Origin of the sequence: Cryobacterium sp. CAN_C2 (genome assembly GCF_015751745.1) — a bacterium.
Taxonomy (GTDB): domain Bacteria; phylum Actinomycetota; class Actinomycetes; order Actinomycetales; family Microbacteriaceae; genus Cryobacterium.
Map to the genome: position 1 here is coordinate 80416 of NZ_JADOUX010000011.1, position 18208 is coordinate 98623.

Here is an 18208-nt window from a genome sequence, read left to right on the forward strand (position 1 = left end):
TTGGTGACGAGCGTTAGTCGAGCGTGGCGACGAATTCGCGCAGCCACGGCTTGAGGTCGGCGCCGAGATCGTCACGATCAACGGCCAGCTGCACGATGGCCTTGATGTAGTCAAGCCGGTCGCCGGTGTCGTAGCGGCGCCCGCGAAAGATGAGGCCGTACACGCCGCCGGTGGTTTCGTGGTTGACGGCCATCTCCTGCAGGGCATCGGTGAGTTGAATCTCGTTGCCCTTTCCGGGCGCGGTGTGCTCCAGAATATCGAAGATTTCGGGTCGCAGCACGTAGCGGCCGATGATGGCCAGATTCGAGGGGGCATCCTGGGCGCTCGGCTTCTCGACCAGGCCGGTGATGTGCACGACGTCGGGGTCGTCGGTCGTTTCGACCGCGGCCGCACCGTACATATGAATCTGCGAGGGGTCCACCTCGAGTAGCGCAACGATGCTGGCGCCGCGCTTGACCTGCTCCTCGAGCATGCGGGTCAGCAGCGGGTCGCGGGCATCGATGATGTCGTCACCGAGCAGCACCGCGAACGGCTCGTTGCCCACGTGCATGCGCGCGCGCAGCACGGCGTGGCCGAGGCCGCGCGGGTCACCCTGGCGAACATAGTGTATGTCGGCGAGCTCGTTGGATTCGCGCACCTTGGCGAGCCGGGTCTGGTCGCCCTTGCGTTCGAGCATGGTTTCGAGCTCGGTCATGCGGTCGAAGTGATTCTCGAGGGCATTCTTGTTGCGCCCGGTCACCATGAGCACGTCGCTGAGGCCGGCCGCCACGGCCTCCTCGACGACATATTGAATGGCCGGTTTGTCAACGACGGGCAACATCTCCTTCGGCATGGCCTTGGTCGCCGGCAGGAAGCGTGTTCCGAGTCCAGCTGCGGGAATGACGGCTTTAGTTATCGGGGTACCCATGGGCACTAGGTTACCGGCAAGTAGGATGCCTTATATGGACTCCGACACAGGTCATCGAAAGCGTGCGCTGAGAGCGGAATTGCGCGAACGCCGCCGAAACCTGACCTCATCGGAACGCCAGGCAGCCACGGCGGGATTCACCGAAAACCTGCAGAGCCTCGTACTCGATCTGTCGGCACAGTCGATCTCCTGCTATTTGTCAGCTCACAATGAACCCGATACCCGGCCTTTTCTCAACTGGGCCTCGGCAGAAGGCATTCGTATTCTGTTTCCGATTTCGCGCGAAGACGGCCTGTTGGATTGGACCGTCGGCGACGGCGACGAGGAGTTCACCGGCATTTCCGGGGTGCCGGAGGCCGTGGGAACCCTGCTCGGCCCGATCGCCATCAATGACGTCGACCTCATCATCGTTCCCGCAGCGGCGGTCGGCCAGGACGGCCTGCGCATGGGCTGGGGTCGCGGCTACTTTGACAAGACCCTGGGGTCGATGGAGAAGTGCCCGCCGGTGTATGCCGTGGTGTTCGACAGTGAATTTCTCGACGAGGTGCCCCGCGAGGTGCACGATCAGCCGGTCAACGGTCTTGTGACGCCGACCCGAATCATTGCTTTCTGACCGTTTTCACCGCTCATGAGTGCCGTTTCTGAACCTGAGGGGGCGTGGGGGCGCATAACCTTAGTTCTGGCAGGCGTTTGCCTGTCGGCTCAATCAGCTGGAGATGCAGTGCCTACCTACTCTTACCGTTGCACCGCGTGCGACACCGCCTTCGATATCCAGCAGGCCTTCACCGACCACTCGCTCACAGTGTGCCCGGCCTGCCAGGGAAAGCTGCGCAAGGTGTTCTCCTCGATCGGTGTGACCTTCAGCGGCTCCGGTTTCTACAGCAACGACTCCAAGTCAGACTCGAAGCGGGCCAACCCGAACCTCGACCGCCAGTCGGGCGAGAAGTCTGCCGACAAGACCGACTCGCCGGCGAGCAGGCCCGCCGAAAAGAGCTCAGAAAAGAGCGGCGAGAAGAGCGGCGAGAAGAGCGGCGAGAAGGCGTCCACGAGCTCGCCGGCCACGTCGACGAGCTCGTCCCCTTCCTCTTCCATTCCGGCCGCACGGGCGTCCTAGAGTAGTGGCGCTGACAAAGACGGTCTCCCAAGTCATCCGTTTGGAGCATCCCGTGATCAACGGTTTCAAAGAATTCATCATGCGCGGCAACGTCATCGACCTCGCCGTCGCCGTCGTGATCGGCACGGCGTTCACCGCGCTCGTCACCGCCATCGTCACGAGCGTGTTCAACCCGCTCATCGCCGCGATTTTCAGCGCCGAGTCCCTCAACAAAACCCTCGTCGTTCCGCTCCCCGGCGGCGATGGCATTCTGTTCGGAGCCGTCATCGGCGCGCTCATCAACTTTGTACTGATCGCCGCGGTCGTCTACTTTGTCATCGTGCTACCGCTGAACAAGCTCAAGGAAGCCCAGGAACGTCGCCGCTCGGCCGGCGTGCCCTCCGACGTCGTGGCCGATCCCACAACCGAGCTCGACCTGCTCACCGAGATTCGAGACCTGCTGGCGAAAAACGCCGCGGCCGACCAGGGACCCAAGCACACCGCCTAAAGCACACCGCCTGGAGCACACCTACCAGTGCGGCGGACGATCCTGCCGCAACCGCGCGTCGTTCGCACCCGGCAGGCTGCCCACGGATGCGACGCCCCCCTCTTCGCGCAGCACCGGCGGGTGCGGGTTCGGGTCGGTGTTCGGCGCCGGCAGCAACTGGGCACGCCGGGCCGTGCCCGCGGCCTTCACGATCGGCTGACGTGCTGTGCCGAGGGGCGGCACAGCCTCAGACGTGCTCACACGCCCGGCCGTTTCGGGGTGATTGTCGAAGCGTCACCCGTTGCCACGGGGCGGGCTGCGGCCTCCGTTTTGGCCAGACCGGCGATCGCGGCCACGCGCGCCGCAACGGCGTCGGGGTTGCTGAACAGTTCGAAGCTGTGCACGCGCAGGTAGTGCCAGCCGAGGCGGCGCAACACTTCGGGGCGCAGCCGCAACGACTCGCGCAGGCTCGCCCGGCCGACCACGGCATCGGTTTCGACGACGATCGCGCGGGTGCCGTAGCTGGCGGCGAGGGCGAGCTTGCCGCGGTGGCCGAGGCGCACGGTGAGGCCGAGCTTTTCGAGGCGGCCGCCGAGGTCCACGAGCATGGCCTCGCTCGCGTCGGGCACCTGCACCTCGTCGCGGCGGGCTTCGGTCTCGCTCAGTACCTGTGACAGGGCGAGAATACCGTGGCGCTGGCGGTCCTCGTCGATATCGGCGGGGCGAAAGCACGAGACGATGTCGAGTGCGCGGCGGGCGCGGGTCATACCGATCGCGAGCAGGCGTTCGCCGCCGGGCTCGCCGAGCGAACCGAAGTTCGACAGCAGGCGACCGTGCGGGGTGCGACCGTATCCGATCGAGAAGATGACCCGGTCGCGGCTCTGCGCCACGGCCTGCTCGAGGGTGAGCACGGTGAACGGTTCGCTGCGGTCCTTCAGAATGAAATCGGAGAGGTCGGTGCGCTTCGCAAACGCGGCGAGCACGGCCTGCTGCACGCGCACGGCATGCCGGGTGCTCGCGGTGATCACCATGAGCGATTCGCGCGGACGCTTGGACGCGTGGTCGAGCACGAGGTCGACGACCTTCACGACCTCCGCGTCGACGCTCTCGATGGCACCGCTGTCGGCGTCGGGCATGCCGCGGCCGCCGGCCACATAGTTGATGGTGAGGCTGCCGTGGCCGAGAAAACTGCCAGCCCAGGGCAGGGAATCGATGCGTCCGCCGTAGAAACGGTGGTTGACGAGTTCGGCGAGGTCTTCGCCGCCGGCCCGGTAGCTGCGGGTGAGGGTGAGCGTCGGCAGCAGTTCGCCGAGGCGGGCCAGTGCGGAGTCGGCGTGCAGGGCATCGACGGACACGTCGGGCGCGGCGGCCTCGCCCGAACCGGTAATGCCGGTCTCGAACGAGGACGGCGTCTGGGTGACCGGGTCTCCGAACGCCACGATCTGGCGGCCACGGCGAATCGCGCCGACGTTTTCGGCGAGGGTCGTGGCGCCGGCGTCGACGAGCAGCACGGTGTCGAAGGTGATCTTGTCACTGATGCCGGCCACTTCGTAGGGCGAGGCCAGCCAGACCGGGGCCAGCACCCGGCCGAGGTGCGGCGCGACCTCGTTGAGTCGGGCGGGGGTGGCGCGGTCGGCGCGCAGCAGGCGGCGTAGGTGGTCGGCTTCCTCGGGAAAGTCGACGACGCCGATCTTCCACGTTTCGGCGAGCAGCCAGGCCAGCAGCTGGCCGGTGGCGGATGCGTGCGCCTCGTCGACCAGTTTGAAATCCGCCTCGAGGCGGTCCAGTACCTGGGTGTTGGCGTTGAGCAGCGCTCGGTCGCTTGCGAGCATGATCTCGAGCACGGACTGCCACCAGGCCAGTTCGAGCTCGGCGGCCACGTTCTCCTCCGACACGTGGCGCTGGGAGAGATCGGTCATGAGCGGGTCGAGGTTGTGCTCGCGCAGCGTCGCCAGCAGCGCGGTGCGCTCGTGCAGGTTGGCGAGCACCTCGCTCTCGGCGGCGAGGCCGGAGACCATCGAGACCAGTTCGCCGATCTGACGCCCGGCGAGGGTGCGCGGGGTTCCGGCGGTGCCGAGCGGAATGTCGAGCAGGCCGAGGTCTTCGCCGACGCGCTGAAAGGCCACGTGTACGTCGTTGATACCGACCGGCACCTCCGGGGTGACGCCGGCGGCCGCGTAGCGCTGCCAGAGCGTGCGCTGGCTCTGGATGCGGCGCAGGCTCTCGTTCATGTCGGTGACCCGCACGCCGGGGCGCTGGTATTCCTCGGCGAGCTTGCGCAGCCGGCGACGACTGGCCGAGCTCATCTCCGACGATTCGCGGCGCGACGACGTGGCGGCGATCAGCTCGGTGAGGGACCGGTCATAGACGCCGGGCTGAAACTTGTCGAGGGTTTCGCGAATATCCAGCAGCAGGCGCAGGTAGATGCCGAGCTCGTTGATCGTCTCGAACGGGCGCAACCGGGTCTGGCCGATGAGGCCGTTGGCCCGTTCGAGCAACCGGGGCAGTTCGATCTGGTTGATGCGTTTGGCGAGCTGGTGCGAGTTGGAGGCATCCGCTGTGGAGCTGAACGAGGCGCCGTACCAGGGCGAGTCGCCGGGGCCGTACCGAAACTCTCCGAGTACGGCGGCTTTGATCAGGGTGTTGGCAGCGGCTGAGCGGGAGTGCGCGAGCAGTTCGAGGGCGTGCCGGTCGAGGCGAGCGGTCGTCGACGGCGGCTCGGGCAGCTGGGCGAGGCGGGCGAGCTCGCCGAGCGCGTCGAGCACCGAAACACCGAGGGCTGAATCACGGCGGGTGAGCGCCGACCGGTAGTCGAGCAGCACTTTGCGCAGGCGCACGAGGGCGTCGTCGACGTCACCGACCCGGGGAGCGGTGACCTTCTCGTTGCGGGTGATCGACTGGATCAGGTCGCGGCGCAGGGTGCGCGGGGTCACGGCGATACCGGGCAGGCCCACCTGCACCAGCCGGCCGTGAATGCCGTCGAGGCTGGAGCGGCGGGCGCTCACCACGAGCACCCGCTTGTGCTGGGCCACGAGCGAGCCGATCGCGTTGACGATGGTCTGGGTGCCGCCGGTGCCGGGCAGGGTCTTCACGACGAGGGAGTTGCCGGCCGCGATCTGCGCGACGACGTTCTCCTGTTCGGGGTCGGCGTCGCCGAGCAGCGTGTCGGTGGCCGGCGGGCGGGCGTCCTGGCCGATCGGAACCACCGGGTTGTAGGCGGTCTCGATGTTGCGCTTGGCGGTCATGTTGCCGGCGACGGCGTCGAGTAGCGGGTGGTCGAGCGCGGAGGCGTCGGCGGCGAGCGCCCGGCCAACGTCGGCGAAACTGGAGACGACGAGGCGCGGCACGACGTTGAACCAGGGCAGGTGTGAGGTGAGGCCGCGCAACCGGTCGATGACGGGCTGCGGTTTGAACGCGCCGTTGGTCACGGCGAGCGCTACGAAGGCGTCGGCGTCGAGCACGATCTGAAACTGGTCTTTCAGGGCGCGGGCGAGCTCGGGGTTGAGAAAAGGCTGACCCTTGAGCTTGAGTTCGTAGTCGCGCCCGTAGCGGCGGATGGCGAGGGGGCGCAGCAACACCGGGGCGCTGTAGTCGACGTCCTGGTAGCGCCACTCAGCGAGGCCGATAGCGAGGTTGACCGACTCGATGCCGCGCATGGAGCGCAGTTCGATGCCCTTCTGGGTGATCTCGTTCGCGGCCAGGCGGGCGTTGCGCAGTGCGAGCTCGTCGCGAATGAGGTTGGACAACAGGGTGGTCTTGCCGATGATGAACTGCGGCAGGCCGCCGGGATGCGTGGCGCTCAGCTCGATACGGGTGCGGGCTTCGTCGGTGAAGTGCAGCAGCGGCGAGCGACCGCCGAGCGCGGCGAGTTCGTCGCGCCAGCGCTGCCAGACCGGCTCGGCAATGTTGCCGGCGGTGAAGGCCGGGTCGCCCAGACTGAGGTTGTGCGGACTGGTCACATTTTGCGGGTCGTCGGCAGAGACGTTCAGGTACTTGGAAAGCACGTCGTCGTCGTCTTGTTTTCTATCGAGGTGCCACACAGGGATACCCTAATTGGCAAAACCTCGGTTTACCCTGAGGCGGCCGGGGTTTCGCGACTTTGGGCCGCAATCTGACGTTCACAGCCAGCCGCGCCGCTTGAACACGGCGTACAGGGTGACCCCCATGGCGAGCATCAGGGCGACCGCAAACGGGTAGCCGAGCGGCCAGTGCAACTCGGGCATGTTGTCGAAGTTCATGCCGTAGATGGTTCCGACCAGGGTCGGAGCGAACAGAATGGCCGCCCAGCTGGAGATCTTCTTCACCTCTTCGCTCTGCGCGAGGCTCGTCTCTGACAGGTGCCGCATTTCGTCGTTCTGGCGTTGCCCAACCAGGGTGCTGTGCACGGTGAGGGCGTTTTGCAGCAGTTGGCGAAAGGCGTCGCCGCGCTCGACGACGCGCAGGGTGTGGTCGAGCACGTCGCGCAGGTGCCGGTGCAGTTCGAGGTCGACGTTGTACTTGTCGAAGCCGCGCTGCATCGCCTCAAACATGCTCACGAGCGGCTGGGTGGCCCGCTGAAACTCGATCACCTCGCGGGAGAGGGCGTAGATGCGCCGGCTCACCTCGGGGTCGCCGTCGAAGAGCTGGTCTTCGATCTCGTCGATGTCGTTCTCCAGCCCGGCGACGACCGGGCCGTATTCATCGACGACCTGGTCGAGAATGGCGTACAGCACGGCCTCCGGGCCGAGTGCGAGGAGGTGCGGGGTGCTTTCCATGCGCTCGCGCACCGAGGCGAGGTTGGGCGATTCGGCGTGGCGAATGGTGACGACGAAGTCGGGGCCGACGAACACGTGCAGCTCGCCGAACTCGACCCGCTCGTCGTCGTCGAGGTAACGGGCCGGGCGCAGCACGACGAACAAAATGTCGGCGTAGCGCTCAATCTTCGACCGCTGATGGCCCTTGAGGGCGTCTTCCACGGCGAGGTGGTGCAGGCTGAACTCGGTCGCGACGGCCCGAACTTCGGCATCGCTCGGCCGGTACAGTCCGATCCAGGCGAAGCCCTGGTTCTCTTTCAGGGCCTCGAAGGTCTCGTCGAGGCTCGGCGGGGTGGCCACCCGGCGCCCGTCGACGTAGACCGCGTTGTCCACCAGCGCCATTGGCTCTCCTTGTTCGATGTATCAGTGTGCCACTCGCCTGCGCCCCCGGTAACGTCTAAGGGTGCCACAAACGGATGTGTACCTCGTACTGGCCCCGCGCGCGCCGCTCCCCCAGACCGACCGTGCACAGCTCGCCGCCGCCGTGGCCCGGGTCTGCCCCGAGCGAGGCCCGGTCAGCATCGAGCAGCGCTGCGAGCGCTGCGGCGGTGCCCATGGCCGCCCGCGCGTGCTGACGCCGAGCGGGGTGCGCGTGAGCCTGAGCCGTGCCGGCGACAGGGTGGTCGTGGCCGTGTCGCTGATGGAGCCGATCGGGGTCGACATAGAAAGCGTCAGCGCGGTCGGTCGCGCGGGGTTCGACGACGTCGCATTCAACGGGCTCGAGCGCGCGGCGCTGCACGCGCTGCCGGCGCGCGACCGCGATCGGGCGCGCGCTTTGCTGTGGACTTCCAAGGAAGCAGTGCTGAAGCTCTCGGGCGAGGGCCTGACTGTGGACCCGCGGGAGCTGACCGTTGCGTGGACGGAGGCGGGGGTATCCGTTTTGCTGAACTGGCCGGGCGCCACCCTCGATCTGGGCCAGGTGCAGCTCACCAGCTTCGACGCTGGCCCCGGCCTGGTCGGCACGCTGGCCGTACTCGGCGCTCAAGCGCCCCGCATCGTGCTGCGCCCGCAACCGTAGGCGCAGCGGGCATCCGTTTCACGGTGCGCGGGGGGTGCGCCGCTACGCGGGAGGCGCAACTCCCGCGCACTGGCGCAAGTCCCGCGTAGCGCGTGGCGCGGGAGTTCTGGCCAGGCCACAACTCCCGCGCACCGGCGCAGGTCCCGCGCAGGGCCCGCGCAGGGCACCGTAGCGGCCGGGAGCGGGGTGGGTCGAACGCCCGCGCGCCCGCGCAACTCCAACGCACCGGAGCAGGTCCCGCGCAAGGCGCTCTCCCGCGGCCATCCCGCCGCCGAAACTGGGCGCAGCGCGGGTTTCGCCTCACCAAGGCAGGCGCGTCCCGCGCACCGCGCAGGCAAACGCGCCGACCGCGCTGAGCGGGCCGCGCGCACACCTGGGCTACGGCTTTGGGCGTTCGAGGCCGCTCAAAACGCGCTGCGGCCCTGGCTGCAATCCGAGCTCGAGTAGCCGCCGCCGCAAAGGATACTGGCTCATCCCGACGGAGGCCGGCCAGCGGGCGAATCCGTGCACCTGCCGCCGAATACCGTCTTCACGCAGCTTCTCGTCATACTGCACCTGCTCGGGAGAGCGCCCCGACAGAAATTCTGGGTTGAAGTACTTATCTCGCCCGTCACACTCCCCCACGCCGTCGATCTCGAGCCAGTAGAAGTCGGTCTCGCACTTATTGCCGTCAACAATGAACGGATGCTGCAATTCCGGCTCGGGAAATCCGCTCAGGGCAATGTTCACTCGACTGGCCGATTCTGCCGGCGACCCGGAAAGATGGCTCCCGAACTGGATGATCGCGCGGGCGCGGCGCGAACCGCGGAAGGGCAGCATCCGCTCAAGGGTAGCCAGGAGTGCCTCTTTGGTGGTCAGAGTGGGCGTGCGTCCAAACCGATCCTGATAGAGCGCACGGTCGACCAACGCCACGGCAGATTTGAGATCCAGGGTCGCGGCGAGATCCACCACCGTACGCTCGATAGTCGTCACGAGTAGTCCGTCGACGGTTGTGACGTCGCGGGCGTCCACGCCGAGGGCATGGCGGCGGATGCCCGGATCCGAGCGTCCGCCCGTGGCCCGTTCGGTCAACAGATGCACCTCGCTCGGCCACCCGATGAGCATCGGCAGCCCCCAGAGCACGGCGGCCGAGTGGTGACTGAGCACGGCCTGACCGCGCCGGATGAGGGCGGCCCCACGCACCCGGATGAGGTAGCGCTGATCCTCGCGCAACTCGTTCCAGCGCGCACTGGGGTAGTACAGGCCGCGGCTGACCCGCTGCAGTCGCCCCCGAGATTCTTCCCGTCGCAGGCGAAAATCGACGCCGAGAGCACTGGCGAGGTCAGATGCGAGGATGAGGCCGTCGCCCGGGGCGGGACTGGTGCTCACTCGGGAGCTCAGGCTGGGGCTATCGACGGGGGCGAGGCTGGGCTGGGACATGCAGCCAGAGTGCCCGGACGGCGAACGCTGCGGGGAAAGGATCTCCACTCTGGCGTACAACCGGCCCCGCACCTGCCTGTGGAGGAGTACCGCACGGCCGCCACGCTCCTCTCGTGGAGGTCACTTTTGACGGATGTCTGCGGCCGGCTGACCGGGACCGACGGCGCTGGGGCATCCGTTTCACGGTGCGCGGGGGGTGCGCCGCTACGCGGGAGGCGCAACTCCCGCGCACTGGCGCAGGTCCCGCGTAGCGCGTGGCGCGGGAGTTCTGGCCAGGCCACAACTCGCGCGCAGCGGCGCAACTCCCGCGCAACGCATCACCCCTGGGCCACCCCGCCGCCGAAGGTCCCGCACACTGGCGCAGGTCCCGCGTAGCGCGTGGCGCGGGAGTTCTGGCCAGGCCACAACTCGCGCGCAGCGGCGCAACTCCCGCGCAACGCATCACCCCTGGGTCACCGCGCCGCCGAAGGTCCCGCACACTGGCGCAGGTCCCGCGTAGCGCGTGGCGCGGGAGTTCTGGCCAGGCCACAACTCGCGCGCAGCGGCGCAACTCCCGCGCAACGCATCACCCCTGGGTCACCGCGCCGCCGAAGGTCCCGCACACTGGCGCAGGTCCCGCGTAGCGCGTGGCGCGGGAGTTCTGGCCAGGCCACAACTCGCGCGCAGCGGCGCAACTCCCGCGCAACGCATCACCCCTGGGTCACCGCGCCGCCGAAGGTCCCACGCAGCGGCGCAACTCCCGCGCAACGCATCACCCCTGGGTCACCCCGCCGCCGAAGGTCCCACGCAGCGGCGCAACTCCCGCGCAACGCATCACCCCTGGGCCACCCCGCCGCCGAAGGTCCCACGCAGCGGCGCAGGTCCCGCGAAGCGGCGCAGGTCCCGCGAAGCGGCGCAGGTCCCGCGCAGCGGCGCACACCTAGAGGCTCGGCACCGCGCGGTCCTGCACCCAGCGGGCCACGAAACCGCCGATCGCGCGGCTGCCGGTGTGTTCGGAGAAGAACTCCACGAAGTCGTCGGTGGAGACCCGGCCGTGCCGCCGGGCCGCGGTGTAAGCGCGCAGGGCCGCGAAGAAGGCATCGTCACCGAGCGATTTGCGAATGGCGTGCAGGGCCAGCGCGCCGCGTTTGTAGACGCGGTCGTCGAACATGGCGTGCGGGCCGGGGTCGCCCACGATAATGTCATGCGGCAACGCCGCCACCTTGCCGCGGTGCAGCACGGCGAGGGCGTCGGCGGTGCGACCGCCGCGCTCCTCCTCCCAGAGCCATTCGGCGTAGCAGGCGAAGCCCTCCTGCAGCCAGATGTCCTGCCAGCGGGCCACGGTGAGGCTGTTGCCGTACCACTGGTGTGCCAGTTCGTGGGCGATCAGCCGGTCGCTGCCGTGCTCCCCATCAATGTGGTTGCTGCCAAACACCGCCAGGCCGTGCGCCTCGAGGGGAATCTCCAGCTCGTCGTCGGTCACCACGACCGAGTATGACGCGAACGGGTAGGGTCCGAACCGGTCGGCGAAGAAGGCGATCATTTCGGTGAGGCGGGCGAAATCGGTGCCGACGCGGGTCGCCAGCCGAGCCGGAAAGTACAGGCTGTGCGCCACCGGAGCGGCGGCCAGGTCACGGCGCCGGTAACGGCCGATCAGCACCGAGGCGAGGTAGGTCGCCATCGGCTCGCGCACATCGTAGGTGTGGCTCGTGCGGCCCGAACGGCTCGACTGCGCCGACAACACCCCGTTCGACACCACGGTGTAGCCCGATTCGCAGGCGATTGTGATGCGATAGGTGGCCTTGTTGCTCGGGTGGTCGTTGCACGGAAACCACGACGGTGCCCCGCACGGCTGCCCGGCGACGAGCACGCCGTCGTCGAGTTCTTCCCAGCCGACATCGCCCCAGACACTGCGCACCGGATGCGGCGCCCCGCGATAGCGCACCATCACCTCGAACACGGCCCCGGCCTCGATGGTTGTGGCGAGGGTGATCACGAGTTTGCGGGCGTTGTGCGTCACCTTGGTCGGCCGCGCGTCGTTCACGGTGACTTTTTCCATGCTCAGCCCGGCGAAGTCGAGGCTGAACCGGTCGAGCCGCATGAGGGCCCGCATGCGAATGATCGCGGTGGCGTTCAGCCGGTTGGTGGCCACCCGGTAGTCCAGGCTCAGGTTGTAGTGTTCAGCGATGTAGCCGCCGTTGCCGCCGGTCGCAATATAAGGGTCACCGGCGCTGGCCGAGCCGTAGGTCGTCTGCAGAGTCTGGGCCATCGCTTTACTATTCCACGCTTACGGTGAACGGATGCACGGTGAGCGGGTGCACGGTGAGCGGATGCACGGTGAACGGGTGCACGGTTAGCGGGTGCACGGTTAGCGAGTCCACGGCGGCTGGTGCCACGGCGCGATCGGGTTGCCCGACCAGAGCGAACCGGTCGGTACGCGTTCGCCACGCATCACGAGCGAGCCGGGGCCCACGGTCGCTCCCGCGTCGATGCGAGCCGCCGGCAGAATGACGCCGTTCGGCCCGAGCGTTGCGCCGTCTTCGAGTACGACCGCGTCGAGCTGCATGATGCGATCGTGAAACAGGTGCGTCTGCACGACACAGCCGCGGTTGACGGTGCTGCCGGCGCCGAGCCGCACCAGATCCGCCTCGGGCAGCCAGTACGTTTCGCACCAGACACCGCGCCCCACCGACGCGCCCAGGGTGCGCAGCCACACGGCGAGCGCCGGCGTGCCCGACGCCTTTTCGGCAAACCAGGGGCGGGCGACCATTTCAACGAAACTGTCCGAGACCTCGTTGCGCCAGATGAACGATGACCAGAGCGGATGCTCCGACGCGTCGATGCGCCCGACCAGCATCCACTTGACCACCGTCGTGACGCCGGCGGCCACCGCGCCGGCGATGAGCATGACCACGCCCGACAGCGCGATCGCCGCGCCGAGGCCGAGCTGCAGCCAGAGCAGGTCGAGCAGTGCGAGCACGAGCAGGGCGATCCAGGCGCTGGTGAAGCCGGCCACGATGCGCAGCAGTTCCCACAGTGATCGAGCTATTTTCAGCCGAACGGGAGGGTGGAACGTGCGGGAGTCGTCGGCATCCGTTTGTTTGCGCCGCAGTCGGGCGGGCGGGTTGCCGAGCCAGCTCGACCCGCGTTTGGCCTTGCGCGGGGTCGATGAGAGCACCGCGACGAGCCCGTTGCGCGGCACGGTGCGGCCGGGGCCGGCCATGCCGCTGTTGCCGAGAAAAGCCCGGCGGCCCACCTTGGCCGGGCCGATGTGCATCCAGCCGCCGCCGAGTTCGTAGCAGGCCACCATGGTGTCGTCGGCGAGAAACGCGGCCGGGGCGATGGTCGTGAGTGAGGGCAGCAACAGCACGGTCGACGCCTCGACGTTGGCTCCCACCCTGGCACCGAGCAGTCGCAGCCAGGTGGGCGTGAGCAGGCTCGCGTAGACCACAAAGAGCACGGTGCGGGCGCCGTCGAGAATGCGTTCGGTCATCCAGACCTGCCAGCCGATGCGGCTGCGCACCGGGTAGTAGCCCTCGCGCAGGCCGGTACCGAGGGCGCGCACGGCCCCGATCACGAGCAGCGCGTAGGCGAGGCCGCCGGCGATGACGGCGACCGGCATGATGAGGGCGGCGCGCAGCACGGCCACGCCGAGGCTGTCGGCGTGGCCGACGACGGCGCCCACGATGACCGCGCCGAGCACGAGCGCGATGGTTGGAATCATGGTCATCGCAACCGACCCGGTCGCGAAAGCGCCGAGCCAGCGGCTGGCCCGCGGCGGGCGTTCAGCCGGCCACGGGCGGCGCGCCGAGCCGACCCGCCGCGCCGGAGAACCGGCCCAGCGTTCCCCCGCCGGTACCCGCGACGACACCGCGGCGCCGGGTTCGATCTCGGCGCCGTTGCCCACGTGGGTGCCGCCGAGCAGGGTGCTGCGGGAGCCGATGCGTGCGTCGGCGCCCACGTGCAGTTGGCCGATGCGCAGCACGTCGCCGTCGATCCAGTGGCCGGCCAGGTCGACCTCCGGTTCGATCGAGGCCTGGGCGCCGATGGTGAGCAGGCCGGTCACCGGCGGCAGGGAGTGCAGGTCAACATCGGGGCCGATCTCTGCGCCGAGAGCCCGGGCGTAATAGCTGATCCAGGGGGCACCGGCAAGGCTTGCCGCGTCGACGAGCAGCGCGATCTGTTCGGCCAGCCACAGCCGCAGGTGCACCGACCCGCCCCGCGGGTAGTTGCCCGGCAAGACGCCCCGCAGCAGCAGGCGGGCGGCGACCGCCGCAATGAGCATCTTGCCGGGCGGGGTCACGAACAGCACAAACCCGAGCGCCACCCACCACCACGACAGGGTCGGCGCGAAGGTCGCGCCGGCCAGGCTCAGCAGGTTGTTCGCGATGGCGAGGTAGACCAGCCAGCGGGCACCGCTCAGCACGTGCAGGGGAATACCGAGCAGCGTCTGCGCGAGCTGGCTGCGGGCCGGTGTCGGCAGTACCTCACGCACGACCGGCGGGGTGACGGGCGTGCGCGCGTCGAGCTCGTCGGCGAGCGACCCGATGCGCGGGTGGTCGTAGAGGTCGGCGACGGTGGTTTCGGGGTGGCGGGCGCGCACGGCCGAGACAAACTGGGCCGCCGAGAGTGACCCGCCGCCCTGGGCGAAGAAATCATCATCGGGCCCCGCGACCGGCACTCCCAAGATGGATGCCCACGCCTCGGCCAACCACGCCGCCGTCGCCGACAGCTCCCCCGCGTCGTCGGCGCCGTCGGCCGACCCGGGCAGCGCATCGGGCAGTGGCCAGGGCAGTGCCGCCCGGTCGACCTTGCCCGAGGTGCGCGTCGGCAGGGAGTCAACGATAGCCAGCAGCGGCACGAGCGCGGCGGGCAGTTCCGCGCGCAGCCGGATGAGGGCGGCCTGCCGGTCGAACGGCGCCGAGCCGTCGGTGAGGGCGATGTACCCGACGAGTACGTGGTTGCCGGCCGGAGTGATCTGCACCACGGCGGCGCCGCCGGCCACTTTGTCGAGAGCGTTGAGGGCGGCATCCACTTCGCCCAGTTCGATGCGTCGGCCGCCGAGTTTCACCTGGTCGTCGGCGCGGCCGGCGAAGACGAGACCGGCCCGGTCGAAACGCACGAGGTCGCCGCTGCGGTAGGCGCGCTGCCAGCCCAGCTGTGGATGCGGCGCATACTTCTCGGCGTCTTTCTCAGCGTCGAGGTAGCGGGCCAGGCCGACGCCGCCAATGATGAGTTCGCCGGTCTCTCCCTCGGCGACCCGCTCACCCTGAGCGTCAACGACGGCGAGGTTGTACCCGTCGAGCGGCAGCCCGATGCGCATCTCGCCCACGCCGTCGACGAGGGCTCCGCAGGCGACAACGGTGGCTTCGGTCGGGCCGTAGGTGTTCCAGATTTCGCGGCCGCGGGTATTGATGCGGGCCACCAGTTCCGGCGGGCAGGCCTCACCGCCAAAAATGAGCAGGCGCACGGCTTCGAGCGATTCCTCTGGCCACAAAGCAGCGAGGGTCGGCACGGTCGACACGACGGTGATGCCGTGCGCGATCAGCCAGGGGCCGAGGTCGGCGCCGCTGCGCACGAGGGAGCGTGGCGCCGGCACCAGGCAGGCACCGTTGCGCCAGGCCAGCCACATCTCTTCACAGCTCGCGTCGAAGGCCACGGAGAGACCGGCCAGCACCCGGTCACCCGGAACAATCGGCTCGGTGCGCAGAAACAGGTTGGCCTCGGCGTCGACGAAGGCGGCCGCGGAGCGGTGGGTAACGGCGACGCCCTTGGGCACCCCGGTCGAGCCCGAGGTGAAAATGACCCAGGCGTCGTCGTCGGGGGTGGGAATGGTGCCGGCGGGATAGACCAGTGCCGGGTCGTCGTGGGCCGGCACCGGTCTGCACTTCAGCGCCTGCAGGTCGAGTGCCGCGCGCGGCGCGAACACGCTGTTCTCGCCGATGATGCCGACCACGTGTGCCTCGGAGAAGACCAGCCGGGCGCGCTCTTCGGGGTCGTCGGCGTCGACGGGAACGTAGGCGGCCCCCACGAACAGCGTGGCCAGCATCGACACGTAGAGGTCGCGGGTACCCGAGGGAATGCGAATGCCCACGGTATCGCCGCGGCGCACCCCGGCCAGGCTCAGCGCGTTGGCCTGGGCCTGCACCCGCCGCAGCAGGCCCCGGTAGCTGATCGTGCCTGATGCGTCTTCGAGGGCGAGGGCATCGGGGTGCCGGGCCGCAGTGTGCGCCAGAATGTCGGCGAGGGTGCGGGCCGGCGTGGCCCGGTGGCCCGCCGACAGCACATGCTGGTCGTGCCCGGTGTCATTCAATTCACTGGTACCCGATGCACGGTCTTTCGATGCACTGTCGCCCGTTGCAGCGCCTGCCGATGCACGGTCTTTCGATGCACTGCCTTGCGGTTCACTGTGCTGCTGCTCGCTCACACGATTCCCCGTTCAGGTCGTGGCAGCCCGGCACGCCGCGAAAATACCAGTCTAGAACTCGCGGGTAAAGCGCGGGTAAACAGCGACGCCCGAGAGGCTCCTCCCCCGTTGGTCGAGCCTGACGAGACCACCCCCAAGGCACCCCCGGCACCCCCAGGCACTCCAGTCACCCCCCATCGACGCCCGAGCCGCCCTTCGGGCACAGCTTTCACAGCCCACTGGGTGTGTTCTCAACGAATTACCCCAGCATCGAGGTCGAGGATACTTCTCAGAGATACCCTCCCCGCGTCTCTGACCGGGACGAATGGAGAGCCAGACCATGAAACACGTATCGAAATCCACCTGGGAGCGTCTGAAAGAAGAATCGGCCGCCGACCTGCACGTTGTACTGCACCACGACGAGCCCAAGGTCAGCACTGCACCCGTCGATACGAAAGCCCCCAGCGGTGAGCAACCGCCCGCCTAACCCGCGCTATGTGCGACGGATGTTGATCCGCAGCAAACGAGGCTAAGCGAGCTTCACCCAGTTCGACTGCGTCGGGTCGCCGCCCACCTTGCAGAACCAGAGACTCACAATTTCTTTATCGCGCTGCTCTTTGTCAGCCCAGACTGTGGTCAGTAGTTCCCCGGCCGTTGACCTTTTGAGGTCCAGCGGGCCTTCGATGCGCAGGGGAACGAGAAGCAGCTGGGCCATGCGTGTGGATTCCAAAACCGCAGCCTGCTCCGACGTCGACGAGACGAGTGCCCCCGGGCCGCCGGTTCCCGTCGCGACCAGGCCCGTCAGCCCGAGCGCCACAACTCCCGGCCCACCCGTCGATTGCCCCTGAACGCCGGGAACGCCGCGACCGAATACGCCGGCACCGTTCGCACCGTCACCGCTGACGCCGGTCTCGCCGCGCCCCAGTACGCCGGCCTTTTGCCCTGCCTCGAAGGCGAGATCGCGACCGGTCGCCTGCTCATAGCCGACGATTCCGTTCTGTCCACTGCCGAAAACGCCCGCGGCATTGGCCCCGCCCACACCGAGCAGCCCCGCGCCGACGGAGCTCTCCAGTGGCTTGTTCCGAGCGACGTCGTGCACGTAGCCGACAACCCCGTTGAGGCCCTGCGCGATGATGCCGTTGCCGGCCGGGATAGTGCCAATGGCACCACCGGTTGCAAAAGACACCGTCCCCTTGGCATGGATCGCATCGACGCCGTGCGGAGTAGAAACGAGCACCTTGTCACCCTGGGTCAAAACATTCAGAACGAAGTCCTCCCCGTAGCCGTCGGGGGCGTTGTCACCGTTGATTGCCAGCAACAGTGTTCGATCCTCGCTGGTGTTGGTTCGACCGACAACCATGTCGTCGCCGGATTCTTCAGCTCCGCTCGCCATGAGAATCACCTCGCCATTTTCTGTTTTCTCGGCGACCGGCCGTCGGCACACGAGCACTACTGCGCCCATTCCCTGGCATTGTGGCCTCGCCCGGCCGCGCACACAAGCGCATCACGCTCATCGAGGGTCGCCTCGACGATCTCCCGGCCTGAGCAAGAAGCCGGCCCCGTCGGTCGAGCCCCTACCGATGTTGGTCGAGCCCGTCGGTGAGAGACCACACCCCCGCGAGACTAGATGGTCTCGACAAGCTCGACCAACGCTTAAAGAGGCTCGACCAACGCGTGAACAAGCTCGTCCGACATTGCTCTGGTGCTACTCTGGCTCCGATATCTGCCCCACGCAGGCGCACAAACCTACAGAGACTGGAACCTCGAGATGCCAGACAAGCGTAACGCCAGCCTAAAAGACCCCGAGCTGTACGAGGAACTGCGCGACGACGGGGCATCCAAAGAGAAAGCCGCCCGCATCTCGAACGCCGCAGCGAAGCGGGGCCGTTCCGCTGTCGGCCGCAAGGGCGGCGAAAGCGGTTCCTACGACGACTACACCGTGCCCGAGCTGAAGAGTCGTGCCAAAGAACTCGGCCTCACCGGATACTCCAAGAAAACCAAGAGTGAGCTGATCGACTCCCTGCGCAACCATTAACCCCGCCGGGGTCAAACTCCCTGAAAACCCCATCTCAGTTCGTCAGTGACGTGAAAGCATTTGCTATCAGC

The 18208-nt window shown here is 67.9% G+C and carries 14 protein-coding genes; 6 read left to right on the top strand and 8 right to left on the bottom strand.

Translation table 11 applies throughout. The annotated features are described in order from the left end of the window. Positions 1–13: 13 nt before the first annotated feature. Entirely contained in the window at positions 14–907 is an 894-nt protein-coding gene (gene galU, locus IWX77_RS10460) for a UTP--glucose-1-phosphate uridylyltransferase GalU (protein WP_196844445.1), read from the bottom strand. A gap of 34 nt (positions 908–941) precedes the next feature. On the opposite strand from galU, the gene IWX77_RS10465 reads away from it, so the two are divergent. The 3 genes from IWX77_RS10465 (at position 942) to mscL (ending at position 2508) form a co-directional block, all read left to right on the top strand. Continuing rightward, positions 942–1520 (top strand): 5-formyltetrahydrofolate cyclo-ligase, encoded by a 579-nt coding sequence (locus tag IWX77_RS10465; protein WP_196844446.1) that lies wholly within the window; start codon positions 942–944, stop codon positions 1518–1520. Between the two features lie 108 nt (positions 1521–1628). After that, positions 1629–2021: an FmdB family zinc ribbon protein gene (locus tag IWX77_RS10470; RefSeq protein ID WP_196844447.1), complete on the top strand. Its 393-nt coding sequence runs from the start codon at positions 1629–1631 to the stop codon at positions 2019–2021. A gap of 4 nt (positions 2022–2025) precedes the next feature. Then, a complete protein-coding gene (gene mscL / locus IWX77_RS10475; protein WP_442784473.1) occupies positions 2026–2508 on the top strand; it encodes a large conductance mechanosensitive channel protein MscL in 483 nt (160 codons plus the stop codon). A gap of 21 nt (positions 2509–2529) precedes the next feature. On the opposite strand, the gene IWX77_RS10480 is transcribed toward mscL, so the two are convergent. From IWX77_RS10480 to IWX77_RS10490, 3 genes are all read right to left on the bottom strand, one after another. Beyond that, positions 2530–2748, bottom strand: coding sequence for a hypothetical protein (locus IWX77_RS10480; protein ID WP_196844448.1), 219 nt, complete (start codon positions 2746–2748; stop codon positions 2530–2532). Continuing rightward, complete coding sequence (locus IWX77_RS10485; RefSeq protein WP_327012199.1) at positions 2745–6527, bottom strand: AAA family ATPase; 3783 nt, start codon at positions 6525–6527, stop codon at positions 2745–2747. Before IWX77_RS10485 ends, IWX77_RS10480 begins: the two co-directional genes overlap by 4 nt. 78 nt (positions 6528–6605) lie before the next feature. Beyond that, the gene (locus IWX77_RS10490; protein WP_196844449.1) at positions 6606–7622 is read right to left on the bottom strand and encodes a magnesium and cobalt transport protein CorA; all 1017 of its coding nucleotides are present in this window, start codon (positions 7620–7622) and stop codon (positions 6606–6608) included. A gap of 61 nt (positions 7623–7683) precedes the next feature. Between IWX77_RS10490 and IWX77_RS10495 the strand changes: the two genes are divergently transcribed. After that, positions 7684–8298 (top strand): 4'-phosphopantetheinyl transferase family protein, encoded by a 615-nt coding sequence (locus IWX77_RS10495; RefSeq protein WP_196844450.1) that lies wholly within the window; start codon positions 7684–7686, stop codon positions 8296–8298. A gap of 378 nt (positions 8299–8676) precedes the next feature. Here IWX77_RS10495 and IWX77_RS10500 read toward each other — a convergent pair whose 3' ends face one another. From IWX77_RS10500 to IWX77_RS10510, 3 genes are all read right to left on the bottom strand, one after another. Then, positions 8677–9717 (bottom strand): type IV toxin-antitoxin system AbiEi family antitoxin domain-containing protein, encoded by a 1041-nt coding sequence (locus IWX77_RS10500; protein ID WP_196844451.1) that lies wholly within the window; start codon positions 9715–9717, stop codon positions 8677–8679. A gap of 919 nt (positions 9718–10636) precedes the next feature. Beyond that, positions 10637–11965: a M1 family metallopeptidase gene (locus tag IWX77_RS10505; protein WP_196844452.1), complete on the bottom strand. Its 1329-nt coding sequence runs from the start codon at positions 11963–11965 to the stop codon at positions 10637–10639. A 99-nt stretch (positions 11966–12064) separates the two neighbouring features. Continuing rightward, positions 12065–16009: a Pls/PosA family non-ribosomal peptide synthetase gene (locus IWX77_RS10510; protein ID WP_196844453.1), complete on the bottom strand. Its 3945-nt coding sequence runs from the start codon at positions 16007–16009 to the stop codon at positions 12065–12067. Positions 16010–16442: 433 nt separating this feature from the next. Between IWX77_RS10510 and IWX77_RS10515 the strand changes: the two genes are divergently transcribed. Beyond that, positions 16443–16589, top strand: coding sequence for a hypothetical protein (locus tag IWX77_RS10515; RefSeq protein WP_196844454.1), 147 nt, complete (start codon positions 16443–16445; stop codon positions 16587–16589). A 42-nt stretch (positions 16590–16631) separates the two neighbouring features. On the opposite strand, the gene IWX77_RS10520 is transcribed toward IWX77_RS10515, so the two are convergent. Continuing rightward, positions 16632–17564: a hypothetical protein gene (locus tag IWX77_RS10520; RefSeq protein WP_196844455.1), complete on the bottom strand. Its 933-nt coding sequence runs from the start codon at positions 17562–17564 to the stop codon at positions 16632–16634. 306 nt (positions 17565–17870) lie between these two features. Between IWX77_RS10520 and IWX77_RS10525 the strand changes: the two genes are divergently transcribed. Continuing rightward, the gene (locus IWX77_RS10525) at positions 17871–18137 is read left to right on the top strand and encodes a DUF7218 family protein (RefSeq protein ID WP_196844456.1); all 267 of its coding nucleotides are present in this window, start codon (positions 17871–17873) and stop codon (positions 18135–18137) included. Positions 18138–18208: the final 71 nt, after the last annotated feature.

Excerpts from the sequence above, each read along its gene's own strand:
- galU (WP_196844445.1), bottom strand. The coding sequence starts at position 907 with ATGGGTACCCCGATAACTAAAGCCGTCATTCCCGCAGCTGGACTCGGA.
- IWX77_RS10465 (WP_196844446.1), top strand. The coding sequence starts at position 942 with ATGGACTCCGACACAGGTCATCGAAAGCGTGCGCTGAGAGCGGAATTG.
- IWX77_RS10490 (WP_196844449.1), bottom strand. The coding sequence starts at position 7,622 with ATGGCGCTGGTGGACAACGCGGTCTACGTCGACGGGCGCCGGGTGGCC.
- IWX77_RS10500 (WP_196844451.1), bottom strand. The coding sequence starts at position 9,717 with ATGTCCCAGCCCAGCCTCGCCCCCGTCGATAGCCCCAGCCTGAGCTCC.
- IWX77_RS10505 (WP_196844452.1), bottom strand. The coding sequence starts at position 11,965 with ATGGCCCAGACTCTGCAGACGACCTACGGCTCGGCCAGCGCCGGTGAC.
- IWX77_RS10515 (WP_196844454.1), top strand. The coding sequence starts at position 16,443 with ATGAAACACGTATCGAAATCCACCTGGGAGCGTCTGAAAGAAGAATCG.
- IWX77_RS10520 (WP_196844455.1), bottom strand. The coding sequence starts at position 17,564 with ATGGGCGCAGTAGTGCTCGTGTGCCGACGGCCGGTCGCCGAGAAAACA.
- IWX77_RS10525 (WP_196844456.1), top strand. The coding sequence starts at position 17,871 with ATGCCAGACAAGCGTAACGCCAGCCTAAAAGACCCCGAGCTGTACGAG.